At 65.5% G+C, this 26,477-nt stretch carries 26 protein-coding genes and 1 tRNA gene; 7 read left to right on the forward strand and 20 right to left on the reverse strand.

The window, feature by feature from the left end; genetic code table 11:
* Positions 1-8: 8 nt before the first annotated feature.
* The 12 genes from GO986_RS12865 to GO986_RS12920 form a co-directional block, all read right to left on the reverse strand.
* A complete protein-coding gene (locus GO986_RS12865; RefSeq protein ID WP_157459707.1) occupies positions 9-515 on the reverse strand; it encodes a hypothetical protein in 507 nt (168 codons plus the stop codon).
* 267 nt (positions 516-782) lie between these two features.
* Complete coding sequence (gene carA, locus GO986_RS12870; RefSeq protein ID WP_157459708.1) at positions 783-1,967, reverse strand: glutamine-hydrolyzing carbamoyl-phosphate synthase small subunit; 1,185 nt, start codon at positions 1,965-1,967, stop codon at positions 783-785.
* A 78-nt stretch (positions 1,968-2,045) separates the two neighbouring features.
* Complete coding sequence (locus GO986_RS12875; protein ID WP_157459709.1) at positions 2,046-3,713, reverse strand: hypothetical protein; 1,668 nt, start codon at positions 3,711-3,713, stop codon at positions 2,046-2,048.
* 50 nt (positions 3,714-3,763) lie between these two features.
* Positions 3,764-4,291, reverse strand: coding sequence for an N-acetyltransferase (locus GO986_RS12880; RefSeq protein ID WP_157459710.1), 528 nt, complete (start codon positions 4,289-4,291; stop codon positions 3,764-3,766).
* 64 nt (positions 4,292-4,355) lie between these two features.
* A complete protein-coding gene (locus GO986_RS12885; RefSeq protein ID WP_157459711.1) occupies positions 4,356-4,805 on the reverse strand; it encodes a GNAT family N-acetyltransferase in 450 nt (149 codons plus the stop codon).
* Between the two features lie 114 nt (positions 4,806-4,919).
* Positions 4,920-5,420: a GNAT family N-acetyltransferase gene (locus tag GO986_RS12890; protein ID WP_157459712.1), complete on the reverse strand. Its 501-nt coding sequence runs from the start codon at positions 5,418-5,420 to the stop codon at positions 4,920-4,922.
* 52 nt (positions 5,421-5,472) lie between these two features.
* Entirely contained in the window at positions 5,473-5,949 is a 477-nt protein-coding gene (locus GO986_RS12895) for an HIT family protein (protein WP_157459713.1), read from the reverse strand.
* Between the two features lie 4 nt (positions 5,950-5,953).
* On the reverse strand, positions 5,954-7,417 hold the full coding sequence (gene argH, locus GO986_RS12900; protein ID WP_369409349.1) for an argininosuccinate lyase: 1,464 nt from the start codon (positions 7,415-7,417) through the stop codon (positions 5,954-5,956).
* Positions 7,418-7,730: 313 nt separating this feature from the next.
* Positions 7,731-8,198 (reverse strand): GNAT family N-acetyltransferase, encoded by a 468-nt coding sequence (locus GO986_RS12905; protein WP_369409350.1) that lies wholly within the window; start codon positions 8,196-8,198, stop codon positions 7,731-7,733.
* Positions 8,195-8,680, reverse strand: coding sequence for a GNAT family N-acetyltransferase (locus GO986_RS12910; protein WP_157459714.1), 486 nt, complete (start codon positions 8,678-8,680; stop codon positions 8,195-8,197). Before GO986_RS12910 ends, GO986_RS12905 begins: the two co-directional genes overlap by 4 nt.
* Positions 8,681-8,683: 3 nt before the next feature.
* Positions 8,684-9,925, reverse strand: coding sequence for an argininosuccinate synthase (locus GO986_RS12915; protein WP_157459715.1), 1,242 nt, complete (start codon positions 9,923-9,925; stop codon positions 8,684-8,686).
* A gap of 492 nt (positions 9,926-10,417) precedes the next feature.
* Positions 10,418-10,894 (reverse strand): hypothetical protein, encoded by a 477-nt coding sequence (locus GO986_RS12920; RefSeq protein ID WP_157459716.1) that lies wholly within the window; start codon positions 10,892-10,894, stop codon positions 10,418-10,420.
* Positions 10,895-11,114: 220 nt separating this feature from the next.
* On the opposite strand from GO986_RS12920, the gene GO986_RS23465 reads away from it, so the two are divergent.
* Positions 11,115-12,200 carry a GGDEF domain-containing protein gene (locus GO986_RS23465; protein ID WP_157459717.1) on the forward strand — a complete coding sequence of 362 codons (1,086 nt, stop codon included), beginning with the start codon at positions 11,115-11,117 and terminating at the stop codon, positions 12,198-12,200.
* A gap of 470 nt (positions 12,201-12,670) precedes the next feature.
* Positions 12,671-13,378 carry a LysE/ArgO family amino acid transporter gene (locus GO986_RS12930; protein WP_369409351.1) on the forward strand — a complete coding sequence of 236 codons (708 nt, stop codon included), beginning with the start codon at positions 12,671-12,673 and terminating at the stop codon, positions 13,376-13,378.
* Between the two features lie 2 nt (positions 13,379-13,380).
* Here GO986_RS12930 and GO986_RS12935 read toward each other — a convergent pair whose 3' ends face one another.
* Both GO986_RS12935 and GO986_RS12940 read right to left on the reverse strand, forming a co-directional pair.
* Positions 13,381-14,199, reverse strand: a complete 819-nt coding sequence (locus GO986_RS12935; protein WP_157459719.1) for a DUF5984 family protein — start codon at positions 14,197-14,199, stop codon at positions 13,381-13,383.
* On the reverse strand, positions 14,196-15,413 hold the full coding sequence (locus GO986_RS12940) for an MFS transporter (RefSeq protein WP_157459720.1): 1,218 nt from the start codon (positions 15,411-15,413) through the stop codon (positions 14,196-14,198). Before GO986_RS12940 ends, GO986_RS12935 begins: the two co-directional genes overlap by 4 nt.
* A gap of 276 nt (positions 15,414-15,689) precedes the next feature.
* On the opposite strand from GO986_RS12940, the gene carB reads away from it, so the two are divergent.
* On the forward strand, positions 15,690-18,764 hold the full coding sequence (gene carB, locus GO986_RS12945; RefSeq protein ID WP_157459721.1) for a carbamoyl-phosphate synthase large subunit: 3,075 nt from the start codon (positions 15,690-15,692) through the stop codon (positions 18,762-18,764).
* Positions 18,765-18,845: 81 nt separating this feature from the next.
* On the forward strand, positions 18,846-19,157 hold the full coding sequence (locus GO986_RS12950; protein ID WP_157459722.1) for an immunity protein CdiI family protein: 312 nt from the start codon (positions 18,846-18,848) through the stop codon (positions 19,155-19,157).
* A gap of 71 nt (positions 19,158-19,228) precedes the next feature.
* On the opposite strand, the gene GO986_RS12955 is transcribed toward GO986_RS12950, so the two are convergent.
* On the reverse strand, positions 19,229-19,690 hold the full coding sequence (locus tag GO986_RS12955; protein ID WP_157459723.1) for a hypothetical protein: 462 nt from the start codon (positions 19,688-19,690) through the stop codon (positions 19,229-19,231).
* 184 nt (positions 19,691-19,874) lie between these two features.
* Here GO986_RS12955 and GO986_RS12960 point away from each other — a divergent pair, with 184 nt between their 5' ends.
* Positions 19,875-20,273, forward strand: a complete 399-nt coding sequence (locus tag GO986_RS12960) for an excalibur calcium-binding domain-containing protein (RefSeq protein WP_157459724.1) — start codon at positions 19,875-19,877, stop codon at positions 20,271-20,273.
* A gap of 64 nt (positions 20,274-20,337) precedes the next feature.
* Here GO986_RS12960 and GO986_RS12965 read toward each other — a convergent pair whose 3' ends face one another.
* The 4 genes from GO986_RS12965 to GO986_RS12980 form a co-directional block, all read right to left on the reverse strand.
* Positions 20,338-21,324, reverse strand: coding sequence for a GGDEF domain-containing protein (locus tag GO986_RS12965; RefSeq protein ID WP_157459725.1), 987 nt, complete (start codon positions 21,322-21,324; stop codon positions 20,338-20,340).
* Positions 21,325-21,391: 67 nt separating this feature from the next.
* Positions 21,392-22,273 (reverse strand): TAXI family TRAP transporter solute-binding subunit, encoded by an 882-nt coding sequence (locus GO986_RS12970; protein WP_157459726.1) that lies wholly within the window; start codon positions 22,271-22,273, stop codon positions 21,392-21,394.
* Positions 22,274-22,286: 13 nt separating this feature from the next.
* A complete protein-coding gene (locus GO986_RS12975) occupies positions 22,287-22,472 on the reverse strand; it encodes a hypothetical protein (protein WP_157459727.1) in 186 nt (61 codons plus the stop codon).
* A complete protein-coding gene (locus tag GO986_RS12980; RefSeq protein WP_157459728.1) occupies positions 22,469-23,221 on the reverse strand; it encodes a hypothetical protein in 753 nt (250 codons plus the stop codon). The genes GO986_RS12975 and GO986_RS12980 overlap by 4 nt, the downstream gene beginning before the upstream one ends.
* A 106-nt stretch (positions 23,222-23,327) precedes the next feature.
* Between GO986_RS12980 and GO986_RS12985 the strand changes: the two genes are divergently transcribed.
* A tRNA-Ala gene (locus GO986_RS12985) sits at positions 23,328-23,403 on the forward strand.
* A 91-nt stretch (positions 23,404-23,494) separates the two neighbouring features.
* Positions 23,495-24,157 carry a winged helix-turn-helix domain-containing protein gene (locus GO986_RS12990; protein WP_157459729.1) on the forward strand — a complete coding sequence of 221 codons (663 nt, stop codon included), beginning with the start codon at positions 23,495-23,497 and terminating at the stop codon, positions 24,155-24,157.
* 48 nt (positions 24,158-24,205) lie between these two features.
* Here the strand turns inward: GO986_RS12990 and GO986_RS12995 are convergent, their stop codons facing one another.
* Positions 24,206-26,038: an acyl-CoA dehydrogenase C-terminal domain-containing protein gene (locus tag GO986_RS12995; protein ID WP_157459730.1), complete on the reverse strand. Its 1,833-nt coding sequence runs from the start codon at positions 26,036-26,038 to the stop codon at positions 24,206-24,208.
* Positions 26,039-26,477: the final 439 nt, after the last annotated feature.

The raw sequence follows: 26,477 nt of genomic DNA on the forward strand, positions 1-26,477 counted from the left end.
GGGCAGGCTTATTTGACTTTCACGCGGAAGCTCAGCTTCAGCGTCTCGTCCGGGCTGAGGGTGACGGTCCAGCGCACGTTGGTGTAGCTGCTGGGCGGGGCATTTTCCTGCCGGGTGACCGCCCTCCCGTTTTCGGTCACGGTGACGGTGCGGCGGGGCGCGGCGCTAAAGGTCTTGCCGCCGTCCACGCTGTACTGCGCGGTCCAGCGGCTGGTGTCGGGCGTGCCCAGCACACTGAATTCAGTGCCCCTGGGCACCGGCACGTTGACCAGCAGGCCGCTCAGGCGCTGGCCGCTGACGTTACGCAGCGTCACCTGCTCGCGCAGCACGTCGCCGGGCTGCACCGTCTTGGGGTTTTCCACGATCTGCTCGGTGGCCTTACCGCTGACGACGACGCGCTGCACGAGGTCCTGCGCCAGGGTAAAGGCCACGCGCTGCCCCACCGACGTCTGAGCGGCCACGCCGCCCACAGGCAACGTGACCAGCATCAGGATGGAGATCAGGGAGCGGTTCAAAGCGGCGCACCTCCAGTGGCACAAAAAATTGACCGACAGCCCTGGGAAAAAGTCCCGTAGGTTCTGTCGGTCGCGCCACTGGCTCCTCACCTGACATAAGCGCCCGGATGCGCCAGGTGGTTCATTGCCTCAGAGGGTATCTCGGTCGGACAGAATGAGAGCAGCCTCTGGGCTTCACCTCTGACAGATTCATATCTGACTCAGGTGTCACTATGAGATTTCTCACGCTCCGTCCGAGGCTATCATCCCGGCCTGGGTGCCCCGCTGTCAAACCCCTAGGCGCCCAGGCAACGCTTTGGCAATGGGGGTACCAGTGCCCCCATCGAAGGCGTCAATCTCTTCTATAAAGCGGTCAAAGAGGTAGCGGCTGTCGTGCGGGCCGGGGCTGGCCTCGGGGTGGTACTGCACGGAAAACACCGGGTAGCGGCTGTGTGCCATGCCTTCCAGCGTGCCGTCGTTCAGGTTGATGTGGGTGGGCACGAAGGCGCCGTTGGGGATGGAATCAATGTCCACGGCGTACCCGTGGTTCTGCGCCGTGATTTCCACATTTCCCGTTAAGAGATTCTTCACGGGCTGGTTGCCGCCCCGGTGCCCGAACTTCATCTTGAAGGTCCGGCCACCCGCTGCCAGCCCCAGAATCTGGTGCCCGAGGCAGATGCCGAAGGTGGGCAGCAGGCCCATGAGTTCCCAGGCGGTCTTGTGGGCGTACTCCAGGGGGGCCGGGTCGCCGGGGCCGTTGGACAGGAAGAGGCCGTGCGGCTGCAAGGCCATGATCTGCGCCGGGGTGGTGTGGGCCGGTACCACAATCGGCTCAATGCCCACCTCGGCCAGCCGCTCGATGATGGTGTGCTTGATCCCAAAGTCCATCAGGACCACGCGCTTGCCGTGGCGCAGGGTGGGAAAGGCGTAGGGCAGGGCGGTAGTCACTTCACGGGTCATGTCGTGCCCGTCAATGTCCTGGTGGTCACGGGCACGGCCCACGTACACGGCTTCCTCGGCGGGCGTGAACTCGCCGTAGGCGTCTTCCGGGTGGGTGAAGGAGCGGTGGGCGATCACGCCCTTGACCACGCCGCCCTCACGCAGGCGCCGCACCAGCGCGCGGGTGTCGATGCCCTGAATGGACACGACCCCGTACTGCTGCATAAAGGCTTCTAGTGACTGCTGAGCGCGGTGGTTGGAATACTCGCCCGAGAACTCGCGCGAGATAAAGCCGCGCACATACGGCTTGTTGCTCTCCATGTCGTAGATCGCCACGCCGTAATTGCCCACATGCGGGTAGGTGATGGTCACGATCTGCCCGTTGTAAGACGGGTCGGTCATGATTTCCTGATACCCGGTCATGGAGGTGTTAAACACCACCTCGCCCACGGTCTCGCCGCGGTGTCCAAAGGCGTAGCCGCGGTACACGGTGCCGTCTTCCAGGGCCAGGATGGCCCGCTCTTTTCTAATCATGCGTGTGTCCTCCATTCGCGCCTCGCTGGACGCGTTTCATGGCTGGGCCAGCGCAGCACCGTGGTCCCCTGGCGGGGCTTACCAGCGGTAGCGCACGTTCGCCTTGCCGATGATGACATTCCCCGACACGCCGCGCTGTGAGGTCATGCCGTCAAAGCGGTTGATCACGTCGGCCGCCGCGTTCATGACCGGCGCCAGAAACTCGTTGAGGTCCTCGTCTTGCAGGTCTTCGGGCAGGCTGCCCAGCAGGTCTTGGCCGGTCAGGGCCGGCAGGTCAGGGGTATAGCCAAAGGCCGCCGAGGCGGTGGTGTCCAGGCCCGCCGCCCGGAAGGCCGCACTCTGGCCCAGGGTGGCTGGGGTCTCGTCCAGGGCCGCCTGCAGCGCCTCGTCACTGAACGCCGTGATCAGGTAGCCGTCCCGGAAGCCGTAGACCATCTTCAGGCCGGCCAGCAGGGTGTCCACCTGTTCCATGCTCTGCATGGCGGCGCCCAGGCCCACCATGCCCATGCCGCCCAGCGCGTCCATGTCCTCGCCGTCCATGACGCCCTTCATGGCACCGCCCAGCGTCTCTTTCAGGGTGGCCCGCACGCCCTGAATGGCCGAGTTCACGCTGGCCGCGTACTCGGGCAGGTGGGCTTCGGCGGCCGCCTGGTCGGTGACGCGCTGGTAGGACACGCTGGCCGCCAGCGAGGCCAGGGGGTCTTCCTGATTCAGGCTGGCCTTGGTCCCGCCGGCCAGGGTGACCTGCGCGCACTCGCCGCCCAGGTACGCCCCCGAACGTTCCAGGTGGCTGGCCAGCTGGCTGTCGGTCAGGAACCCAAAGGGCTCCAGGAGGTCAATGCGGGTCAGCCAGCGGCCCAGGTACGCGCCCGACTCGGGGGCGCAGGCGCTGGCTTGAACGGCTTCTACGTTGGCCGGAATGATGTCCTGCACGCCGAAGTCGGTGGTGGCGGTCAGGATGCGCCGCAGCGGGGCGTCCTTGCCGGCCGTGTTCACCGCCTGCGCGGAGGTGGTGGTCAGGCCGCTGGCGGTGGTGGTCAGGCCCCCGGCCACCTGGCCCAGGGTGTCAATGGCGTCCACGACGGGCGAGAGCAGACGCGGCAAAAAGACCTGGGTCAGCGAGGAACGGATGACCTTGGCGGTGGCCGAGAAGTTGGCGTACAGCCCAAATTCATTGGTGCCCGCCGCGCGGCTGACTGCCGCGTAAGCCGCCGACGTGGCCAGCGTGGGCGCCGCCTTGCCGCTCAGGCGCCCCAGGTAGGACATCAGCAGGGCCTTGTTGGTCGACACGTACACCAGGCCGCCCGACTGCCCCGCGAACAGGTCGCCCTGGCGCGAGAAGGTGTAGTTGCCCACGCGCGCACCCGGCTTCTTGCTGCCCAGCATCTCGCGTGACAGTTCACCGGCCCGCGCCACGGCCAGCAGCTCTGGGGTAAAGGTGTTGCGTTGTTCCTGCACGGCAAACACGCCCGCCACGCCCTCGCGGCCCAGGAAGTCGGTCAGGAGGGCCTGCACACCGTCCAGCATGGCGGCGGGGCTGTCTTCTTCGTCCAGCTGAACGGCGTCCAGCACGCGTGTCAGCACCCCGCCGAAGCGCTTCAGGGCGGGCGCAGCGTTTTTCGTTTCCAGCGTCAGCAGCGCGCCGGCGGGCAGCGAGGTCGCCAGCGGCTTCTGGGCGCTCTGGGCAGAGGCGGCCCCGGCCAGGCTGAGGGTCAGGAGGGACGCGGCAGTCAGGAAGCGTGTCATCCCCTGCATCCTATCCGCCCGGTCAGCCACTAGGGGCCGAAGATGCCGCTTCATGTCAGGGTCCTGAACATGGCGATTTCGTTGCAGTTCTCGAAGAACGCGCAGCGCTGGCATTCGCTCCAGACCTTGGGGTGGAGGTTGGTCTTGTCAATTCGGACAAAGCCGCATTTCTCGAAAAAGCCCTGCTGGTAGGTCCAGGCAAACAGCGCGGGCAGGTCAATCGCGCGGGCCTCGGCCTCGCAGGCTTCTACCAGTTGCTTGCCCAGGCCCCGCCCCTGCATGTGGGGGTGAATGGCCAGGCCGCGCACCTCGGCCAGGTCTGGGGCCAGAAGATGCAGCCCGCAGACCCCGGCCAGCCCCCCCGGCTTGTCCTCATGCGGCGCCGCCATCACCAGGTGGAAGTCCCGAATCGTCTCGGCCAGCAGCGCGCGCGAGCGCACCAGCATCAGCCCCCGCGCGGCCCAGTACCCGATCAGTTCGTGAATGGCCTCAATGTCCGAGAGCTTGGCTTTGCGCGTTGACAGTGGCGCTTCCGGATGCAGGTCCGGAACGGCGATGGAATCGAGGGCGAGGGTCATGGGGTGCCCTCAGGAGGTAGGCGGGACGCGGGCCCGGCCTTCGCCGCACCCCACGCTGCTGTGCTTAGCCCAGCGTGCGCATCCAGGTGGTGCCGCCGGGGCGCTCGCCGCGCGCGCGGTAGGCCTGAATCTGGGGCGCGTCGGGCAGGTCGCCCATCACGACGGCCAGCGGCACCTGTTGAAAGCCAAAGTTGCTCCAGTCGCCGCTCTTGGAAAACAGGTAAACCGTGCGGTCGCCGCGGCCCTGGGCGTACTCCAGGGCGCTCATGACCAGCCGCCGGCCCAGGCCGCCGCCCCGCACATCGGGCAAGACGGCCGCTCCGCGCAGTAGCGAGGCCCCGTCGCCGTGCTCCAGGCCGATGGCGCCCACCGGCTGGCCGCCGCGTTCCATCACCCAGTAGGTCGTGCCTTCGGCCAGCGCGGCGTCGGTGTCCAGGCCCGCATCGTGGAACACGCGGGTCACAGTGTCTTTGTCGGTGGGGCTGGCCAGGCGAATCTGCACAGAATCGGTCATGGAAGACTCCTTGAAATGGCAGGGGGCGTGGGGTCACGGTGACCACCAGTCGGGACAGGTTGTGCGTGGCGGCAGCATAGCGCAAGAGCCCCTGGAAGCGGTGCCGGTCTGGCTTCACCCCCTCTCCCCTCCCCCGCGCTGGCCCTCCTGGGGCTGCACATCCAGCCGCCAGGCCTGCTCATCGGCAATCCAGCCGCGCGTTAGGCCGCTGTGTACCTGGGGCGCGTCCGGCAGCGCCGCGCTGATTTCGGCCGCCGTCACCGGCACGAAGCCAAAGCGGCGCCAGTAATCGCCCGCTTCCTCGCTAAACAGGTACACGCTGCGGTCGCCGCGCAGGGTGGCGTGGGTCAGGGCACTGCGCACCAGCGCGCGGCCCAACCCCTGCGAGCGGGCGTCCGGCAGGACAGCGGTGGACCGGACCAGGGACACGCCTTCGCCGTGTTCCAGACCAATACAGCCGCCGGGCACGCCGTCCAGCTCGGCAATCCAGTAGGTGCTGCCTTGCGGGGTCACGCTGGCTGTGTGAAGGCCGCAGCGCGCAAGCAGGTCGAGAATGGTGGAAAAGTCTTCGGGCTGCGCCTGGCGCAGTTTGACGTGCATGTCAGTTAAGGTCATGAAGGGCTCCGGGAAAAGGCAGGGGGCGAGTGACGGCGAACAGGACCGGCGGTCATCGTCGTCGCGTCTGGTCCGCCCGGGCCGCCGCTTTCAGGAAGGAGCGCACCCCCGCCCCCGCCGACGCGTCCGTGGCCCAGCGCGGAATCACATGCAGGTGAACGTGGGGAATGTGCTGCCCGCCGACCGGGAAGACGTTCCAGCCCACGGTGTACCCGTCCGGCTGCACTGTGGCGTCCAGATACGCCCGGACCTCAGCCAGCAGAGCGTGGGTGGCGGCGGCTTCCTCTGGTGTGAGGTCAAACACCGTCTCACAGGGCCGCCGGGGGACGATCAGGCCCGAAAACGGCAGCCCCTCGGCGTAGCGCGCGTCCTGGGTATAGACGCACAGCTCGTTCTCCAGCAGCACCTCGCCCCCGGCAAATTCGGCGCGTGTGGCCAGCGGATTCTGATGCGGCGCGGCCAGATGCGCGGCCCACTCCTGCTGCCGCGCCGCCAGCAGGGTGCCGTCCAGGGTCACGGTCACGTCCATGCCTTCAGCCTTCCAGCGCCTGCCGGGCGGCCGCGATGGCTTCAGCCACTCGTTCCGGCGCCGTGCCGCCGTGGCTCTGGCGACCCCGCACGCTTTGTTCAACGGTCAGGGCCTGCGCCACCTCGGCCCCCAGCAGCGGGTGGGCGGCGCGCAGTTCAGCCTCGGTCAGGTCCCACAGTTGGCGGCCCGAACGGCTGGCTATGCCCACCAGGCCGCCCACCACCTCATGCGCTTCGCGGAACGGCACGCCCTGCCGCGCCAGAAAGTCGGCCACGTCGGTCGCGGTGGAATAGCCGCGCGCCGCCGCCGCCTTCGTCACCTCGGCGTGCCACACCGTTTTGGGCAGCATGTCGGCGTACAGCCGCAAGACGATGCTGAGGGTGTCGTAACTGTCGAACACGCCCTCCTTGTCTTCCTGCAGGTCTTTGTTATAGGCCAGGGGCGTGCCCTTGACGACCGTCAGCAGACCCATCAGATTCCCAAAGAGGCGACCGGCCTTGCCGCGCGCCAGCTCGGAGACATCCGGGTTTTTCTTCTGCGGCATGATACTGGAGCCGGTGGTATGAGAATCGGGCAGCGTCAGAAAGCCAAATTCGAAGGTGGAATACAGAATCAGTTCTTCCGAGAGGCGCGAGAGGTGTGCGCCTAGAATGGCGCCCGCGCTCAGAAACTCCATCGCAAAGTCACGGCTGCCCACGCCGTCCAGGCTGTTGGCCGTAGGACGCGCGAAGCCCAGCGCGGCGGCGGTCGCGTGGCGGTCAATAGGCCAGGGTGTGCCCGCCAGCGCCGAGGAGCCCAGTGGCGACTCGTCCATGCGCGCGGCAGCGTCCCGGAAGCGGCCCTCGTCGCGTTCCAGCATCGCCACGTAGGCCATGAACCAGTGCGAGAGCAGGATGGGCTGCGCGACCTGCAGGTGGGTGTAGCCGGGCAGGATGACCTCGGCGGCAAGATGCTTCTCGGCCTCTGCGAGCATTACTGTCCGCAGGGCCCGCGTCTTGTCGGCCAGGTCCAGGGCCGCAGCTTTGGTGAAGAGGCGGAAATCCACCGCCACCTGATCGTTGCGGCTGCGCGCAGTGTGCAGTTTGCCCGCCACCGGCCCGATGCGGTCACGCAGCGCGGCTTCCACATTCATATGCACGTCTTCGCGGTCCAGCCGCCACTGGAAGGTGCCGGCGCGAATATCGGCCAGAACGTCGTGCAGCCCGTCCGCAACCTGCGTCACTTCTTCGGCACTCAGGATGCCAACCTGGCCCAGCATCGCCACATGGGCCAGCGACCCCTGAATATCCTGCTCGGCCAGCCGCTGATCGAAACCAACGGAAGCGTTGAAGAGTTCGACTAGGCCGTCGGTGGCCTCGGCAAAGCGGCCACCCCAGAGCTTTTTGTCTACAGGAGGCTCAAGAGCAGTCTCTAGCGCTGGAGACTGCTCTTCAAAGGGGACAAATTCCTCAGCAATATAGTTGAGCACATCAATTTCTTCTCTAGCAGTACCAGTCTCTAGATCACGACCGATACCAACAAGAACAGTGAAGCTTTGATTATCAAACCCCTCATGAATTGCACGACCAGCGTAACAGTAATTGACGGCAGATCCATGCGAGAATCCAGCATCTTTTAGCCACGCAATCCAATTTCTTCCACCCGAATCGACATACATCTGGCGTGCACTGTATGCCTTGGAAGCTAGTTCTTTTCTTTCGGGCAGTGAGCGCGAATAGCGAAGTTTTATTAAATCACTCTTGACTCTATCAAGAAGGGTCTGACTTTCGCGTGAATGTAATTCAGACATCAGCTAGCTCCTTCACCAGCACCACGGGCGGCGGGCTGGCCGGGTGAGCGTGGGCGTACCGCTCATCCACCGACCTGTAGCCCAACCTCTCGTAAAACGGCAGCACCTCCAGGTTGTACTGGCTGACGGCCAGCAGCACCCGTTCGTAGCCGCCTATCCGGGCGGCGTGTTCGACCTCACGCACGAGGCGGCGCCCCACGCCCTGCCCGCGTGACCCTGGGCGGGTCGCCAGTTTGTTCAGGGTCAGGGTGGCCTCGCCGTCGGGGCGGTAGCCCACACACCCCAGCACCTCTTCACCCTCGCCGTAAGCTAGAAACCCCCCAGCGCCCGGCGAGAACAGTGACCGCTCCAGGTCTGCAGGGGTGGTGCGGTTCCAGCTGCTGCGGGGGTCCATCCCGGCGGCCATCATGACGGCGTGAAAGGCAGGGATGTCGCTGGGACCGACAGGCCGCACACTCACAGCGCGTCTCCCAGTGTCAGGCGCAGTTCGGGATGGGCCACCTCGGCGAAGCCCAAACGCTCATAGATGGCGCGGCCCTGAGCTGACGCGTGCAGCGACACACTTCTCAGGCCCCGCGCCTGCACTTCGGCCAGCACAGCGCGCATCAGGGCCTCAGCCAACCCCTGACGGCGCCGCTGGGGGGCCACGTAGACATTCAGCACGTAGGCCCGCACGGTGGCTGGCTCATCTGTGGTCGGCGCCTTGGGATGAAACATCAGCCCCGCGCTGCCCAGCGGTCTACCCGTCTCCTCGGCCACAAAGCCCACGTAGTCACCCGACGCCAGCACGCCGCGCAGCCAGCCGGTCCACAGGTCCACCTGGGCCTGCGCTTCCTCAGGCGTCAGGTCGCCCATGTCGGTAAACATCTGGGCGCGGTGAGCGGCAATCACCGGGGCGTCGTCCGGTACAGCGCGCCGGAGAGAAGAAACAGGCTGCGCCACCCCTTACACCTGCGCGGATTCCTGCTCTGGCTGCTCGGCCTTGGCGGCCACACGGGCCTGCACCCGCATCCTCAGGGCGTTCAGCTTGATGAATGCACCGGCGTCGTGCTGGTTGTAGTCGCCGCCCGCTTCAAACGAAACCAGATCCTTGTCGTACAGACTCTGCGGCGCCTTGCGACCCACGACGGTGCAGTTGCCCTTGTACAGCTTCAGGCGCGCGGTGCCGGTGACGCTGGCGGCAACGTGGTCAAAGTACACCTGCAGGGCCTCGCGCTCGGGGGCAAACCAGAAGCCGTTGTAGACCAGTTCGGCGTACTTGGGGCTCAGCTGATCGCGCTGGTGCAGCACCTCGCGGTCCAGGGTCAGGCTTTCCACGGCGCGGCGGGCGTGGTACAGCAGCGTGCCGCCGGGCGTTTCATACACGCCACGCGACTTCATGCCCACAAAGCGGTTTTCCACGAGGTCCAGGCGGCCCACGCCGTGCTTGCCCCCCAGTTCGTTGGCCTTGGCCAGCAGGGCGGCGGGTGACAGCGCCTCACTGTTGATGCTGACGGGATTGCCCGCTTCAAACGTTACTTCCACGTATTCGGGCTCGTCGGGGGCCTGCTGAGGGTCGGCCGTCAGCTTAAACATATGCGCGGGCGGCTCGGCCCAGGGGTCTTCCAGAATGCCGCCTTCATAGGAAATATGCAGGAGGTTGGCGTCGGTGGACCAGGGGTCTTTCTTGGTGGTGGGGACCGGAATGCCGTGCTCATGGGCAAAGGCTTCCAGGTCAGCGCGCCCCTGGAAAGTCCAGTCGCGCCAGGGCGCTACCGTCACGATGTCAGGCTGCAGGGCGTAGGCCGTCATCTCAAAACGCACCTGATCATTGCCCTTGCCGGTGGCCCCGTGCGAGACGGCCACAGCGCCTTCTTTCTGCGCAATCTCGACCATCTTCTTGGCGATTAGTGGGCGGGCAATCGAGGTGCCCAGCAGGTAAAACCCCTCGTACAGCGCCGAGGTGCGGAACATAGGAAACACGTAGTCGCGCACGAACTCTTCACGCAGGTCCAATGCGTAGGCCGCCACGGCGCCCGTATTCAGCGCCTTGACGCGGGCTTCTTCGACCTCATCGCCCTGGCCTAGATCGGCGGTAAAGGCCACCACATCGTAGTTCCGCTCAGTCTGGAGCCACTTGAGGATGATGCTGGTGTCCAGGCCGCCGCTGTAAGCCAGCACGATTTTCTGCCGCTGCTCGTTTGCCATAGGGGAATTGTCTCCTGTGTGTGTGAAGGTCATGCAAGGTGGCCCGGCACGCACGCGCCGCCCGACTTCTCTGCGGAAGTCAGGCGGTCGGTTAGCGTCGGGAGGTCAGGGTCTGCATCTATGTATGGTTATGCGTTAAATCCGCATAGCTATGCACAGAGCGTATCAAGGGTGCCCGAGGGGGTCAAGCGGGCTGTCCAGCAGCAGGCGCCTTAAAGGCAGGGCAGCTCTGTCTTGCTGGGGCTTCGGGAGCGGGTGGTACGAAATAGTCCAGACGCCTCGGCCCGTCGTCAGGCCGCTCTGTGGCCGCCAGTCAGGGCGCACTGCACGTCTAGGTGCATCCCCATCCTGGCTTTGTCACCCATCCCAACAACAGAAAAATCCTCTTCCGGTGGCATACGCCGCAAGAAGAAGAGTCAGCAGAGATGATGAATTCTTTCAACGGAGCGGGACGGGACCACCACACATGGTCCCGTCCCGCAGTCCCTGCCCTTAGGGCAGGCGGTAGTTCAGGCCAATGCGAGCGGTGCCGCCAAAGCCGACGGCGCTGCTGCTGACGCCGCCAACGTACACGGCGGGGCCCAGGTCACCTTCCACGAAGACGCTGAGAGGGTCGGTCACGTTGTAGCGCAGGCCCAGCGTGCCGTGGGGGTACAGCACGATGCCGCCGCCCGTGCCGAGGTACAGGCCGGCGCCCAGACCAAAGCCGTAGTAGGGGCTCAGGCCGCCCAGGCTGGCGTCACTGGGACCAAAGTCGGCCAGGTAGTCCACGCTGCCGCCCACCGAGAGCCGGTTGAAGTTAAAGCCGGTGGCGGTCAGGTTCAGGCCGTAGCGAATGGCCGAAGACGGCGTGAGGTCGTTTTGCAGGTGCAGCGAGGCGCCCGAGCCCACCGAGCCGCCCACAGAGGTTGCGGCGGCGGCAGTTGAAACAGCGGTCAGGGCGAGCAGGCCAAGCAGGGTCTTCTTCATGACCCGCAGCATAGGAGGTGCGGGGAATTGTCAGCCAGTCCACGGTGATGACCAAACTTGCACGGAACGTTCATGAAGTGTTTAAGCTCCCAGCGCTGCGCCGCCTCAGCTGCCCAGCGTTAGGCCGCTCATTTACTTCACCAGAGGTGAGGGTGCTGTCAGGTGCGGGCCGCTAGATTCACCCCATGCGTGCCCACTGTCAGCTTGCTCGGGTGGCCGCGTGACCCGCCCGCTTCGCCACTACCAGCGCCTCCTGGCGCCGCCCGAACCCGACACCGCCGAGTTTGCCTACCGGCGCGGCGGCCTGCTGACGCTGCTGGCCTGCGGCATCTTCGTCAGTGCGTTCACGCTGCTGGTGCAGACAGGGCCAGATTTCAGCACGGCGGACCGCCTGGGCCTGGCTGTCATCATCGTCAAGGACGTGGCGCTGACGCTCTGGCTGTGGCGGCGCCCCCGTCATTTTCTGGCGATTGGCCTGACCGAATTGCTGCTTCAGGTCGTTGCCTCGGTGGTGCGGCTGTACCTGACCCTGCACAGCCCGCCCACCTTCAACGGCCTGGGCGGCTACGCCCCCTGGACGACCGTGACCTATCTGGCTGCCTTTCTGGTGCTGCCCACCCGCCCGGCTCTGGGCGTCAGCCTGGCGCAGTTCGGCGGCCTGCTATTGGTGGGCTTGGGCTTCATGCTCAGCCCGCGCAGCGACCCAGCGATGAAAGCGGCGCTGGGCAACACGCTGCTGCAAACGGCGCTGGTCCACGCCACCTTCATCGCCTTTTTAACGCTGCAACAGCGGCTGCTTCAGCACTATGTACAGGCGCTGGTGGGCGCCCGCCACGAGGCCACCCTGGCGGGGCAGGACGCCCTGACTGGCCTGCCCAACCGGCGGCAACTGAATCTGTGGCTGCGCGCGCCGCAACCGCCCCTCCTGAGCGTGGTCCTGTTTGACCTGGACCATTTCAAGCGGGTGAATGACACTTACGGCCACAGCGTCGGGGACGAGACCCTGCAACATGTGGCGCGGGTGCTGCGGCGCACAGTGCGCCAGCATGACCGCGCTGGTCGCTGGGGCGGCGAAGAATTTCTGATTCTGGTGGCGGGCAGTGCCCAGGACGCCGCGCTGGTGGCCGACCGGGTGCAGGGGGCTCTGCGCGCCGCGCCCTACGATCCGGTGGGCACGGTGACCATCAGCTGCGGGGTGGCGCAGGCCGCGCCCGGCGAGACCGCCGATACCGTCCTGCGCCGCGCCGATGAGGCCTTGTACCGTGCCAAACGGGCGGGCCGCGATACGGTGTCTGTGGCAGCCTGAGGGCGGTGCTAGGGGAGAGAAAGAGGGACGGCAGAGTCTTGCGGTATGGCGCAGGTGTGTTGTCCGAGGAGCAGAGGGGGAGTTTGCAGATCGCCTGAGAGCCTGCTTTCAAAGAGTGGCAAGCATGTCCATGCCCCTCACGCTCGGCGGTGATCGGTCCTGCTGAGCCCCTGCTGTTGGCCGCCACGATGGAGGCGCAATCGGCGAAGCTTCAGGGCGGTTGGAATGCTTCGTGGTCAGCCTGTGCAGGTTCTGCCACTCCTGCATGGTGTCTGCTCAGCCTCTTCCAGTGAGTCGGCAGAAGCCGCTGATCGTGCGCTTAAACAGGATGCGCAAGGGCTTGACGGACTTCCCCTGTCGTTCCTGAGCGGTAACCCCAGACGGACGCCCAATCGGCAGCTCCGCGCCAGCGACCAGACGCAGGCCAGTGGTCCGCACGACGCCCCCGCCGCTTCTCTATCCTGGCCTCTGTGCCTCCGTTTCTGCGCGGCCTGACGCTGGGCCTGTCTCTGATTGTCGCCATCGGCCCGCAAAACGCCTTTGTGCTGCGCGCCGGCCTGACGCGGCGGCACGCCCTGCTCTCGGCACTCACCTGCGCGCTGTGCGACAGCCTCCTGATTGCGCTTGGGGTGCTGGGGCTGGGCAGTTGGCTGGCCCGCGTGCCGGTTCTGGTGACGCTGGGCACGTTGCTGGGGGCTGCGTTTCTCGGTTGGTACGGTCTGAAAGCGCTGCGGTCAGCGTGGGCCGGTGGCGGGACTGGATTGGCGGCAGGCGAGAACGAGACGAGCCCCGCCACGCCCAGACAGGTTGTGGGGACGGCCCTGGGCTTCAGCCTGCTGAATCCCCACGCCCTGCTCGACACTGTGGTCCTGCTGGGCGGGGCCAGCGCTGGCCTGGACGGGGAGGGCCGCCTGGCCTTCCTGGGCGGCACGGCTCTGGCCTCGTGGGCCTGGTTTTTCGCGCTGGCGCTGGCGGGGCGCACCCTGGCGCCCATCATGGCCCGCCCGCAGGCGTGGCGGGTGCTGGATACCCTGATCGGCGTGACTTTACTGGTCACGGCAGTGAGCCTGCTACTGACAGCAGCGGCCAGTTTCACACTGGAGACGAGGACCCTCCTCCAGGCCGTTGAGGCGGCTTTCTCTTTCAGGCACTCTTGGCCGCTGTGGCTTTCTCTCTGAGCCTACAGAGCCAGCAGCGGAGTTCCCGACCCTTCCTCTAGGCGACGAATGGCGCTCAAGACCGCGCCCCAGTCAGTGGGGTCTTGAAGCCCCGATTCAGGAAAAAGAGTGAGCTGACGCTGCTGCGCCAGCGAGGTCAGGGCAGCCGCGTCCAGCTGACCCAGCGCGGCCACAGCCTGCACGCGGGCCGTCATGGCGGTGTCTAGGCGCCCACGAAAATCTTCGACCTCTGCCGCGAAAGCCGCCACACTCATGGCCTGCTGGCCCCAGGTTTCGGTCCAGCACAGGTGGCCCTGCACGCGCTGTTCTCGGGTGTCCCAGGCGACATTTACGTTCTCCCCCACCCGCCAGAAGCGCAGGAGGGGCGGCGCCGCCAGATAGCCCATGTCCAGCGCCCGCACGTTCGCCCAGCTGGTGGCCGCTGACCAGAGTTCCCAGCTGGCCTGCTCATCGTCGTCGGGCAGGGCGTGCCACCACGCCGACACCGGGGCGTGCCAGGCGTCCCATGCCCCGGAAGCCAGCGCGGCGGCCAATTCCGCAGGGAGAGGCTCCAGCACCCGCGGCAGCAGCCCCTCCAGGTCAAGCCAGAAGCGGGCGACCAGATAGTCCAGGTGCGGCTCGGGGCCCGGGGGCTGCCCCAGAGCATAGTCAAACTCGGGGTGGTTGGTGGGCACGTCGCCGGCCGGTGTCCTCAACCAGTACCAGCCGTCGGTCAGCCAGTACCAGCCGCGCAGATACGGCAATGGATCAGCCCCTCCTGCCGTCCACCGCTCAAGCAGCTCGGGCAGGGGGCGCAGGCGAAACCCAAACAGCGGCGTCACCGCAGGTCTCCCTTGCCCGCGCGACTCAGGAGCGGCAGGATGGGCAGACGGACGAACGCAGCCAGGGCCAGCGCCGCGCGCACCCGCCACAGGTTCCCGGCCAGCCCGAACAGAGGCCCGCAGCTGACCTGCCCCAGCGCGTCGGCCTGCGAGGCGAAAGAATTGATGGTGGCGCGCGAACCAGGGGGCAAGCCCTGGTTGAGCCACGCGGCGTACAGAGGACTGTACAGGCCGCGCAGCACCCCATGAATCAGCAGCGCCCCCGCTGCCCACCCAAAGCCGGGCGCCAGCGCAAACGCCAGCAGCGCGGCCACGCTCAGCCCCAGGACCACGCGCAGGGTACGCGCCACCTGTGCGGGCCGGCTCAGGTCCAGACGGCGGCGCAGCGGTTCTAGCACGGCCCAGCCTAGCCCAGAACCCACCAGCGCCAGGGCAATAAACCAGCCCTGCGCGCTCAGGCCCCCAGGCAACCCGGTTTCGCGCAGCAGCAAGAACTCGTTCAGCCGGTCCAGAGCTTCAGTGCTGGCGCCGTACAGGGCCGCCGCCACAATCAGCAGGATCAGGACCAGGCGGCCCCTCACCTCGCGCGCGCCCTGAACCAGCGGGGCCGTCAGGCCAACCCAGGTATGGCGCTCGCCAGGAGCGGCAGGCGCAAACTTCTCTTCCGGCATGGCGCGCGCCAGAAACGCCGCCAGGACCAGCATTGTGCCGCCGCCCACCACGATGCAGAGCGCGGGGCCGCCCACACCCGACAGGCCCGCTGCGCCCAGGATGCCCAGCACCCCCGCCACGCGGGCATACTGGCCGCCCAGCAGCAGAGCGCCGCCCAGGCGGTCCTCGCCCAGTTCATCGGCCAGCCACGCTTCCTGGGCGCCGCTGAGGCAGGTGTAGCCCACGGCGCTGACCACCTGCGCCGCCAGAATGACCGCAAACACGGGAAATGAGCCCACCAGCAGCATGGCCGCGCCCAGGGCCGCGCAGCCCACGACCACCGACCACTTGCGCGAAAAGGCGTCGGCCAGGACGCCTGTAGGCACCTCTAGGACAAACGTCGAGAGTTCCAGCGCCGCGCCCACCAACAGCAGCTCAAAGGGCGTGAGGCCCACAGTTTGAACGAAATACAGCCCCTGCAGCGTGTAGGCCAGGGCAAATGCAGCGGCCATGACGGTCTCGGTAACCAGATAAACCCGCAGAGGGCGGGAGGGATAGGACATGACAAACCTCGGGGGGTGAATGTTCAGGGGTCAACGTGAAGCGGCGCGTGGCCTGAAGGAGGCCCGCCGCAGCTTCAGAACGTGGTGGAGGTCAGTTCAGGGTTGACATGGTGAATCACTCCCGAGGTTCGGGATGGGGGCAGGATAGGGGGGCGCGGCGCCGAGCGCGATAAGCCAGGTGGCGCAGAGGGGTGCTCCCTGTCCCGCATGGCTGCATAAGTTTGCAGACTGGCCTACCCCCCAGGCCTCCAAACCGTGTTACGCTCGTTCTCTGGAATGCCTAAGCGTACTGACCTCCAGACCATCCTGATTCTCGGCAGCGGTCCCATTCAGATTGGGCAGGCGGCCGAGTTCGACTATTCGGGCACGCAGGCGCTGAAGGCGCTGAAAAAAGAGGGCTACCGGGTGGTGCTGGTCAACAGCAACCCCGCGACCATCATGACTGACCCCGACCTGGCCGACGCGACGTACCTGGAGCCGCTGACGCCGGAATTCGTGCGCAAGGTCATTGAGAAAGAGCGCCCCGACGCCCTGCTGCCGACCCTGGGCGGTCAGACGGCGCTGAACCTGGCGATGGACCTGAACGCCGACGGCACCCTGGAAGAATTTGGCGTGGAACTGATCGGCGCCAACGCGGCGGCCATCAAGAAGGGTGAGGACCGCGAGGAATTCCAGGCCGCCATGAAGAAAATTGGCGTGGAAACCGCCAAGGGCCAGATGGTCCACTCAATGGAAGAAGCGGTCGAATACCAGAAGGAAATCGGTCTGCCCATCGTGATCCGGCCGTCTTTCACGCTGGGCGGTACGGGCGGCGGCATTGCCCACACCTACGAGGACTTCCTGAAGATCACGGAAGGTGGCCTGCGCGACAGCCCCGTCACCAGCGTGCTGCTTGAGGAGTCCATTCTGGGCTGGAAGGAATACGAACTGGAGGTCATGCGCGACACCGCCGACACGGTGGTGATCATTACCTCCATCGAAAACTTTGATCCGATGGGCGTGCATACCGGCGACTCCATTACCGTGGCTCCGGCGCAGACCCTCAGCGACGTGGAATATCAGCGCCTGCGCGACCAGTCGCTGGCGATCATCCGGGAAATCGGCGTGGATACGGGCGGCAGCAACATCCAGTTTGCGGTGAACCCTCAAGACGGGCGCGTGATCGTCATCGAGATGAACCCGCGCGTCAGCCGCTCCAGCGCGCTGGCCAGCAAGGCCACTGGCTTCCCGATTGCCAAGATTGCGGCGCTGCTGGCGGTGGGCTATCACCTCGACGAGCTGAAGAACGACATTACGCTGTCCACGCCGGCTTCCTTCGAGCCCAGCATTGACTACGTGGTGACGAAGATTCCGCGCTTCGCCTTCGAGAAGTTCCCCGGCAGCAGTGACGCGCTGGGCACCCAGATGCGCTCGGTGGGCGAGGTCATGGCGATTGGCCGCACCTTCAAAGAAAGCCTGCAAAAGGCGCTGCGGAGCGTGGAATCTGACGTGCGGGGCGCTTTCGCCGCCATGAGCGACACGGACCTGCGCGGCCTGCTGTACGGCAACCCCCGCCGCCTGGAAGCCGTGCTGGAACTGCTGCGCCGGGGCGAAGGCGTGGACGCGCTGTTTGACGCCACCAAGATTGACCCCTGGTTCCTGGCCCAGCTGAAAGAAATCACCGACGCCGAGACGGAACTGAGCGACCTGGGCCCCATTGCCGAGTGGAAGTACGAGATCTGGCGCGAGGTCAAGCGCCTGGGCTTTAGTGATGCCCGGATTGGCGAGATCGTGGGCCTGAGTGAACTTCAGGTGCGCGAGCTGCGCAAAACGGCCAAAGCCCTGCCCGTGTACAAGACCGTGGACACCTGCGCCGCCGAATTCGAGGCCTTTACCCCCTACCACTACTCCACCTACGAGTGGGAGGACGAGGTAAAGGCCACCGACAAGCCCAAGATCGTGATCCTGGGCAGCGGCCCCAACCGGATTGGGCAAGGTGTGGAATTCGATTACGCCACCGTCCATGCCGTCTGGGCTCTGCAAGAAGCCGGGTACGAGACCATCATGGTTAACTCGAACCCCGAGACGGTCAGCACCGACTACGACACGGCCGACCGCCTGTACTTCGAGCCGCTGACCTTTGAAGACGTGATGAACATCGTGGAACACGAGCAGCCCGTGGGCGTGATCGTGCAGCTGGGTGGGCAGACGCCCCTGAAACTGGCGAAAAAGCTGGCCGACGCGGGCGCCCCGATCATTGGCACCAGCCCCGAAACCATCCACGAGGCGGAGGACCGCGCCTCCTTCAACGCCCTGTGCGAGCGGCTGGGCCTGCCACAACCGAAAGGCAAGGTGGCCGAAACCCCAGACCAAGCCACGGCCCTGGCCACCGAACTGGGCTTTCCACTGATGGCCCGCCCCTCCTACGTGCTGGGGGGCCGCGCCATGCGCACCGTGCGGAGTATGGAGGAGCTGACCACCTACCTGAACGAGGTCTACGCCGCCGTGGAAGGCCAGCCCAGCATTCTCCTCGACCAGTTCTTGGAAGGCGCGCTGGAACTGGACGTAGACACGCTGTGTGACGGCCAGACGGCCGTGGTCGCCGGGATCATGGAACATATAGAGGCCGCCGGGGTGCATTCCGGCGACAGCGCCTGCATCCTGCCGCCTGTGAATCTGAGCCCCGACCTGCTGGCCCGCGTGAAGGCCGACACCGAACGCCTGGCGCTGGAACTGGGCGTCAAGGGCCTGATGAACGTGCAGTGGGCAGTCAAGGACGGCACTGCGTACATTCTGGAAGCCAACCCGCGCGCCAGCCGTACGGTGCCGTTCGTGTCCAAGGCCGTCAACCACCCACTGGCCAAGAGTGCGGCGCGCATTGCCGTAGGGCACACGCTGGCGCAGATTGGCCTGACCGAAACGCCCACGCCGGACATGTACTCGGTCAAGGAGGTGCATCTGCCGTTCCTGAAATTTGCAGGCGTGGTGCCGGTGCTGGGGCCAGAAATGAAAAGCACGGGCGAGAGCATGGGCATAGACAGTGATCCCTACCGCGCCTTTTACCGCGCGCAGATTGGCGCGAAGAACTACCTGCCCACGCAAGGCACGGCGCTGGTGATGGGCGACGGGCTGGATGACGTGGCGAAAGCGCTGGAAGGGGCTGGTCTGAACGTCATTCGTGAGCAGACCGGTGACGAACTGCCCGCCCTGCTGATTGATACCACCGGCAGCCAGTTGCTGAGAACGGCCCTGGAACGCGGCGTGCCGATTGTCAGCACGAAAGAAGGGGCCGAGTGGACGGCCAAGGCGATTGCGGCGGTAAAGGGTGAGGTGCTGGGCGTTCAGAACTTGCAGGAGTGGGTTAACGCCTAAGCTGAATTCTAGAAAAGAGGGCGCCCTGTGGCGCTCTCTTTCGCTGTTGTAGGCATGATGGAACGGTACGCTAGCGCCACTGTGCCTCTCTTGCGCCTCCGCTTTTTCTTTGACACTGGCTCTGGCATCTGCCTGTGGGCGGGCGATGCGGCCACAGAGGAACGCTGTGGGCTGGCCGTCGAAGCCCAGGATCTCCCTCTGCCGCCCGAGGTGGTGGCCGAGGCCGAACGCCTCATTGACCTCTGGGATACCGGCATTGACTGGAACAATCCAGGCGAGCCATCCCCCTGGACAGCAGAGGATGAGCAGGACTTTCAGGCGCAGGCGGATGCGCTGTTGGGGCGGCTGCGGGCGGCATTGGGGCCAGATTTTGAGGTGGTGGACGAGCGATAATCCCACCCAGACAAAGAGACGGCGCGTCAAGCTGCCGTCTCCTTTTTCTTTGCTCCGTGTGCCCAGCGTTTTTACTGCACAGTGATGCGCGCGGTGGTTTTGGCGTAACGCGTAGAGAAGGTCACGACATACTCGCCTGCCTGGGACAGCCCTGGCACCGACATGGGGTAGCGGGCGCTGCCACCGGGGGCCAGCGTGACGGGCTGGATATACCGCGCGCAAAGTGTAGCGGCCGGGTCCATCAGAGTGATCGTGGCCCCAGTACGAACCGACTTGGCCGTGACTGCCACCGGGCACAGATTCATGTCAACCTGCTGCGACTGGGCCGAGGTATTCATTAAGGTCAGGACGGTGTCAATGTCCCCAGCTCGGGCGACCCGCACCGGCACACGCGCCGTTAACTGAAAATTCTGGGTGGTCTGGGCCGCCACTGGACTGGAGGCGGATGGAGCAGCGGTCAGAGAGGTCTGGCAGGCGGCAAGCAGAACTGGAACGGCAAGCAGAAGAAAACGAACAGGCTGCTGTTTTTTCATAACAAAGCTCCCTGGGCGCCGCTGTGTTCAGCAGGTCACGCCCCTGGCTGAGAAGACCCTGAGTTCATCAGGGCAGTGTCTGATTCGCTCAGTCCCCAGAGAAGCACTCGGCTCAACGAAGACTGACGTCAGGCTTCAACCCCCGTTCACCCTCCGTCAGCTTTCGGGTGTCAGGCTGCCCCCTATGCACAAGATTGTTCAAGCCTCTGCCCTCGCCCTGGCCTTGCTGGGCACCGCGCAAGCCGCCACCGCCGTCACGACCACCACGGCCAATCTGCGCCGCGCGCCTTCCATGTCAGGCCCAGTGGTGGCCGTGGTGCCCCAGGGCCGCCTGCTGACTGTGGCCTGTCAGGGAAACTGGTGCCGCACCACCTTCCAGGGGCGCGGCGGCTACATGGCCCGCACCCTGCTGCGCCCCGTCACCAACAGCGCGCCCTTGGCCGGTGAAGGCACCCGCTTCTTTGCCACCTGCCAGGCTATGCGCAGGGCGGGTGTCGCCCCACTGCGCATTGGCAACCCTGGCTACCGCGTGGCCCTGGACCCCAACCACAACGGCTGGGCCTGCGACGCAGGCGAACGGTAAAGCCAGCTCAAGACCGTGGGAAAACCCCTTCTCACGGCCCTGTCTGTTCTCTCTGCTGACAACTCTAGAGAGACAGGCGCATGACGCCCAGGCCGCCTTTCTTGGCGATATACATGGCCTGGTCGGCATACGAGAGCAGGTCGTCAGGGTCTGGCCGCTCCACGTGTGGCGGCACCTCCACCAGCCCCAGGCTGAGGCCCACCGAGCCGGGCCTGTCTGGAAAGGCGACCAGCAGCTCGGCACTCACCTGTTGCGCGCGCAGCAGGGCGTCTGGTCCAGTAAAGAGCAGCGTGAACTGATCGGCTTTCAGGCGGCCTGCTTGCTCGCCGCTGCGCAGCAGGCTCTGAGCCGTTTGGCCCACCCGGCGCAGCAGTGCGTCTCCGGCGGCGGGGCCATGCGTCGCATTCAGGGCCCCAAACTGGTGAAGGTCAAGCAGGCCCACCACCACCGGCGTCTGGGTAACGGCGGCCTCCTGCTGGGCCAGGAACACCGCGCGCATGAAGGCGCGGCGGGTGGCCAGGCCGGTCAAGTCGTCCCGGAGCGTCTGGTCGTACAGGCGGCGGGTCAGGCGGCGCAGGTGCAGCTCACTGGCCACCAGCTCGGCAAAATTGGACAGCGTGGTTCGGTCAGCGGCGGTGAAGGGGCGCGGCTCCTGGTCAATGACGCAGATGGTGCCCACCGCGTGCCCGGTCTCCGTGACCACCGGCGCACCTGCGTAAAAGCGGATATGAGGCTCGTGCGTGACACCGCGCATGTGGGCGGTGGCGTCCAGGCGGGCCGCGTCCTCAATCACCGTGACGCCCGGCTGCCCGATCACCAGGGCACAGATTGAATCCTGGCGCGGGTCCTCCGAGTGCCGGAAGCCCACTGTGGCCTTGAACCACTGCCGGTCCCGGTCAACCAGGGTAATGGAGCCGTAAGGCGCCGAGAAATGCTGCGCCGCCAACCCCATAATCCGGTCAAACTGCGGTTCGCGCGGCGTGTCAAGAAGCCTAAGGTCATGCAGGTCCGCCAGGCGCTCTTCCTCGCGGGGGTCCAGGGCAACAGCCATACGGCAGGATAGGGCGCGGGCGATGACGGTTTCCTGTCACTGCCCCCTTTTGCGCTGGCCTCTTTCCTTACTTGTACTGCGGCCAGGGCCAGGTTTTAAAGGTCACTTCCTGCCATTTGGGGTGCATGCCCTCGTCTTCTTGCAGGTTGACCAGTTTGCTCATGGCGCATTTCTGGTATTTCATCAGCAGGTCTTTTTTCTCGGGCGTCTTGAAGTCGCGGGTGGCCAGCACGCTCTGGACCGCCACAGTGGGCACACTGGCGGCGCCCAGGTTGGGATACAGCAGCTTGGCGCTGGTGTAGATGCCCTGCAAGCTGGGCGCGTAGGGCACTGGCACCAGATTCACGCCGCTCAGGTCCTTGACCCAGGTGGCCGGCTGCCCCACCACGGCCAGCACGGCGTCGGCCTGATTGCCCCTCAGGGCGGCAAAGGCGGCGTCGCGGTCTTTGACACTCAGGACGGTGTAGGGCACGCCCAGCTTGGCGCTCAGCACCTTGGCGGTCACCAGGCTGCCGCCCCAGGCGGCCACGCGCTTGCCCTTCAGGTTGGCAAAGGTGGCCACCCCCGTGGTCGTCACGCGGCCCAGCAGGTCGCGCTTTTGCACCGGCGGTTTGGCAAAGAGGTGAATTTCCTCGCTGTGCAGCGGCAGCAGGGCCTTGATGTTGTCCACACGGGTGTCGCCGTCAATCTGCTGCTTGGCCTTCAGCACATCACTCTGGACAAACGCCAGCGAGACCTCGTTACCCAGCAGCAGGTCAATATTTTCCAGGCTCCCGCTGGTGCCACGTTCTTTCAGGTAGGCGCTCTGGGTGCAGACCTTGCCGACGTTCTTGAACATGATGGAATAGGTGCCAGTCGAGCTGCCGGTCGCCACATTCAGTATGGTCGGCGTGGCCGCCTGGGCGAGAGGGATGGTGAGGAGCAGGGCGGTCAGGGCCAGTCGTTGCATGGGTCTCTCCGGGTTATTTGAGGTCGCCGTAGCCGCTGCCGCCGCTGGGGGTGGCCGGCACGGTTTCGGTGGGTGCACTGGGCGCTGGATCGGTCCCCACATTAGCGGTGGCCGAGCGATTCTGGTCCAAGGCAATCACCACGCCGCAGACCACCAGAATCAGGGCCAGCAGCCCGCCCAGGCGTGCCGCGCGGTTCATGCACTGCCCCGGCGCTGGCTCGTGTTTTCTTCACCAGCGGCCAGCGCCTGATCCAGCAGCGCGGCGTTGCGACCCGCGCGGCGAGCGATCTCAGACAGGGCGCTTTCGGTAACGTGGCGGTCCTCGGCACTGAGTTTGGCCTGTTGCAGGGCCGTGGCGACGTTGCCCTTGGCCTGCGCCAGCTGCGTGTCAATACGTGCCTTTTTAATCTGACGGTCAAACTCGGCCAGGTCGGCGCGCAGGTCGGTCAGGTGGGTCTGGGCGCGGGCAAAGGCGTCGCGGCTGACCTGCAAGTCGTTTTCCCAGCGGGCCACATCGGCCGCGTCCATATCGGCGCGGCTCTGGTCAATCAGGCGGCGAAAGTCTTCCAGATGCCCGTTGGCCTCCTGAAGCTGCCGCCCCTTGGCCTGAATCAGGCTTTCAAACTGCTTGCGCTGCACGATCAGGGTCTCCAGCGGCATGGCGCGCGCCACCCCCTCCTTGGCCCGCACCCGCCCGGCATTCAGCGCCAGCATCAGGGCCGGCATCAGGAACACCACGGCCAGCAGGGCCACCAGAAACGCGCCGATGGTTACGGTAGTCAGGGCCACGTTAAACACGGCAATGGCCGCGCCGCCCAGGGCCGCCAGCGCCAGCACGCCTCCGCCGGTCACCAGGGCAAGTTTGCCCGCTGTGACCGGCCGCTGCACCGGCGTCTGCGTGGAGGGGCGCAGTTCTATGACACTCTCGTCCCGGAAGGGCTGGCTCATACCCTCCTTATACGCCGAATTTGGGCCGGGCGTTGCGGCGCTGGCCGAGAACCGGCGACTTTACAGAGCGGCGCTGGGGTGCTACCTTTCCTGGGCCCGCAAACACGGGGCTGTGGCGCAGTTGGGAGCGCGTCTGAATGGCATTCAGAAGGTCAGGGGTTCGAATCCCCTCAGCTCCACCAGAACAGCAAGGCCCCTCCGGTTACAGGAAGGGGCCTTCTCGTTTCAGTCACGCCTCTGGTGGACTGAAAGGGGCGCCGCCACACTGCTGGCATGACCCAGCAGGCTTCTCTGTTCGTGACTGACCCCACCGCCGCCCGCGCCCTGCGGCAAGACCACACCCTGCTGGGCCTGTTCGTCTCGCCGCAGTCGCCCAGCGACCTGGCCCCGCGCCTGGGCATGGCCCCTAGCCTCGTCCATCACCACGCGCGGCGGCTGACGGACCTGGGCCTCCTGTTTGAACAGAGGCGCGAGGGCGGGCGCGTGTATTTTCAACTTGCAGCGCGGGAATTTCGGGTGCCCAGCAATCTGCTCCCGCCGGAGGATACGCAGGGCAACGGCACGGCTGACCTGCACGAGCTGAGTAAAGGCTTTTTGCGCGCCTACGGCCGCTCATGGGCTCAGCTGCACGACAGCGAGGAAGATGTGTATGGCTTTGGCGACGCCGAACATCCAGCCGCGCCCATGACGCCGCCGGATGCCCCCAGCCCAGAAGGCCACCCCACCCACCTGGACCGCCTGACCCTGCACCTGACACCAGCCCGGTATCAGCGCCTGGCCCGCGCCCTAAGTGCCCTGCTGGACGAGGCATCCGCCGAAGGCCACAGCGAGGGCGGCCAGCCCTGCACCCTGGCGGTCCTGGCCTACCGTGAAGTCCCTGGTCCCGCCCTCAGCCTCTCCCGTTCGATCAACAGTTTTCTGGGTGCACAACAGTAGGAAAGAGGCACGCCTGTCAGCGGCGTGCCTCTTCTTCCAAACTCTTCTTTACGCCGTAACGAGTTGCTCCCAGCCGAAGACCGCGCGGTCATCCACGGCCAGCGTTTCGTTGCCGGCCTTGATGGTCGCCGCCAGGGCCTTGGTTTCGGGGAATAGTTTGGCGAAGTAGAACCGGGCCGTCTGCACCTTGCTCAGGTAGAAGCCGTCCTTGTCCTGACCAGCGTCCACCTTATCGTGGGCGATCTTTGCCATCCGCGCCCACAGGTAGCCGTACACGACATGCCCGAAGAAGCGCAGGTAGTCCACCGCCGCTGCGTTCACCTCGTCGGCGCCGCCCTCCTGCATGGCCTTCTGACCGATCACCATGGTCAGGCTGCCGAGTTGCTGCGCGGCCTTGCCCAGTTGGGTCACATAGTCGCCAATGTGCTCGTCGCCCTCGTGCTCCTCGGCAAATTCTTGCAGGGTGCCGGCCAGCTTCTGGAGCTTCTTGCCGCCGTCCATCAGGACCTTGCGGCCCAGGAGGTCGAGGCTCTGAATGCCGTTGGTGCCCTCGTAAATCTGACCAATGCGGGCGTCGCGGACAAACTGTTCCATGCCCCATTCCTGAATGTAGCCGTGACCGCCGAAGACCTGCTGGCTCTGCACGGCCACGTTGAAGCCATTGTCGGTCATGAAGGCCTTGGCGATGGGGGTCAGCAGCGCCACCAGATCGGCGGCTTCCTTGCGCTTGGCTTCGTCGGGGTGGTGGTGTTCGGTGTCCAGGCTCAGGGCCAGCCACATGGCCATGGCGCGGCCCGCCTCGCTGTAGGCCTTGCCCGTCAGCAGCATGCGGCGCACGTCGGGGTGCACGAGAATCGGGTCGGCCTGCTCGCCGGGATTCACGCGAGGCTCGTGGCGCATCTGGGTGCGGTCCTTGGCATAAGCCAGCGCGTTCTGGTAGGCGACTTCGCCCAGGCCCAGACCCTGAAGGCCGGTGCCCAGGCGGGCCGCGTTCATCATGATGAACATGTGGTTCATGCCCTTGTTGATTTCGCCGACCAGCCAGCCCTTGGCACCGTCGAAGTTCAGCACGGCGGTGGCGTTACCGTTGATGCCCATCTTGTGCTCAATGGAGCCGCAGACCACGCCGTTGCGCTCGCCCAGGCGGCCGTCATCGCCCGGAATGTACTTGGGCACCAGGAACAGAGAGATGCCTTTGGTGCCTTCGGGGCTGCCGTCCAGGCGGGCCAGCACCAGATGCACGATGTTCTCGGCCATGTCGTGCTCACCGGCCGAGATAAAGATTTTGGTGCCCGTCACGCTGTAGGTGCCGTCGCCGTTGTCGCTGGCCTTGGTGCGGATGATGCCCAGGTCGGTGCCGGCGTGGGGCTCGGTGAGGCACATGGTGCCGGTCCACTCGCCGCTGACGATCTTGGGCAGGTACAGGTTTTTCAGCTCGTCGCTGCCTACGGCGTGCAGGGCCGAGTAAGCGCCGTGCGAGAGGCCGGGGTACATGGCCCAGGCCACGTTGGCGCTGTTCATCATCTCGACGAGCACGTTGCTGATCAGGTGGGGCATGCCCTGGCCGCCGTAATTCGGGTCGGCGTCCAGAGCGGACCAGCCGGCCTGGGTGTACTTCTTGTAGGCGGCCTTAAAGCCTGTGGGGGTCGTGACCTCGCTGTCGTCGTGGCGCACGCAGCCCTCCTGGTCGCCCACACGGTTCAGGGGCACCAGCTCGGTTTCCACAAACCGGGCAGCCTCGTCCAGCACCTGGCTCAGCAGGTCGGCGTCGGCAACCTCGTTGGCCGCGTAGTAGGGCATCTTGGCCAGTTCGGCAGGGGCGTCAAGCAGTTCGGTCATCAGGAACTTGATGTCGCGCAGCGGGGCTTTGTAGCTGGGCATGAGTACGGCCTCCTCGTGGGGTTTCGCCCCTGGGGGACGCCACCCGGCACTGTTAGTTGAACCGAGTATAAAACTTTTGGGGGCAAATGTCATGTGGTCTGAGCTGGAATTGACCGTCAGTGGTGACCTCTCGACAGGCCTTACTCGACCGCTTCAAGGGGGCTGAGGAGGCAGCCTAGGCCAGCGCTCTTACTCCAGGTGCATAATCAGTGCGGTCAGCTCTGCCCTGTTAAGTCGTGTGGGTGAGGGTTTTTCGGAGCTGCCGGCTGGGGTTGACCTGCGCTGCATACCGCGTTATGCTTTCTCTATCACCGCCGAAGAAGGCGGCTTTTTTATTTTCCGCGTGAAGTGGCCCCGCTTAGCTATGTTCGGGAATGCCGGAAGGTAGGCAGGCCAAGTTGTTGGCTCCGTGCTGGCAGTCCGACCAACCGGATTGCCG

This window comes from Deinococcus arboris, from assembly GCF_009755355.1.
Classification (GTDB): domain Bacteria; phylum Deinococcota; class Deinococci; order Deinococcales; family Deinococcaceae; genus Deinococcus; species Deinococcus betulae.

Coding starts and splice junctions, on each gene's coding strand:
- GO986_RS12970 (WP_157459726.1), bottom strand. CDS start 22,273: ATGCAACGACTGGCCCTGACCGCCCTGCTCCTCACCATCCCTCTCGCC.
- carB (WP_157459721.1), top strand. CDS start 15,690: ATGCCTAAGCGTACTGACCTCCAGACCATCCTGATTCTCGGCAGCGGT.
- GO986_RS12965 (WP_157459725.1), bottom strand. CDS start 21,324: ATGGCTGTTGCCCTGGACCCCCGCGAGGAAGAGCGCCTGGCGGACCTG.
- GO986_RS12885 (WP_157459711.1), bottom strand. CDS start 4,805: ATGACCGATTCTGTGCAGATTCGCCTGGCCAGCCCCACCGACAAAGAC.
- GO986_RS12895 (WP_157459713.1), bottom strand. CDS start 5,949: ATGGACGTGACCGTGACCCTGGACGGCACCCTGCTGGCGGCGCGGCAG.
- GO986_RS12975 (WP_157459727.1), bottom strand. CDS start 22,472: ATGAACCGCGCGGCACGCCTGGGCGGGCTGCTGGCCCTGATTCTGGTG.
- GO986_RS12995 (WP_157459730.1), bottom strand. CDS start 26,038: ATGCCCAGCTACAAAGCCCCGCTGCGCGACATCAAGTTCCTGATGACC.
- GO986_RS12915 (WP_157459715.1), bottom strand. CDS start 9,925: ATGGCAAACGAGCAGCGGCAGAAAATCGTGCTGGCTTACAGCGGCGGC.
- carA (WP_157459708.1), bottom strand. CDS start 1,967: ATGATTAGAAAAGAGCGGGCCATCCTGGCCCTGGAAGACGGCACCGTG.
- GO986_RS12955 (WP_157459723.1), bottom strand. CDS start 19,690: ATGAAAAAACAGCAGCCTGTTCGTTTTCTTCTGCTTGCCGTTCCAGTT.
- GO986_RS12920 (WP_157459716.1), bottom strand. CDS start 10,894: ATGAAGAAGACCCTGCTTGGCCTGCTCGCCCTGACCGCTGTTTCAACT.
- GO986_RS12960 (WP_157459724.1), top strand. CDS start 19,875: ATGCACAAGATTGTTCAAGCCTCTGCCCTCGCCCTGGCCTTGCTGGGC.
- GO986_RS12980 (WP_157459728.1), bottom strand. CDS start 23,221: ATGAGCCAGCCCTTCCGGGACGAGAGTGTCATAGAACTGCGCCCCTCC.
- GO986_RS12890 (WP_157459712.1), bottom strand. CDS start 5,420: ATGACCTTAACTGACATGCACGTCAAACTGCGCCAGGCGCAGCCCGAA.
- GO986_RS12880 (WP_157459710.1), bottom strand. CDS start 4,291: ATGACCCTCGCCCTCGATTCCATCGCCGTTCCGGACCTGCATCCGGAA.
- GO986_RS12940 (WP_157459720.1), bottom strand. CDS start 15,413: ATGTCCTATCCCTCCCGCCCTCTGCGGGTTTATCTGGTTACCGAGACC.
- GO986_RS12990 (WP_157459729.1), top strand. CDS start 23,495: ATGACCCAGCAGGCTTCTCTGTTCGTGACTGACCCCACCGCCGCCCGC.
- GO986_RS12875 (WP_157459709.1), bottom strand. CDS start 3,713: ATGACACGCTTCCTGACTGCCGCGTCCCTCCTGACCCTCAGCCTGGCC.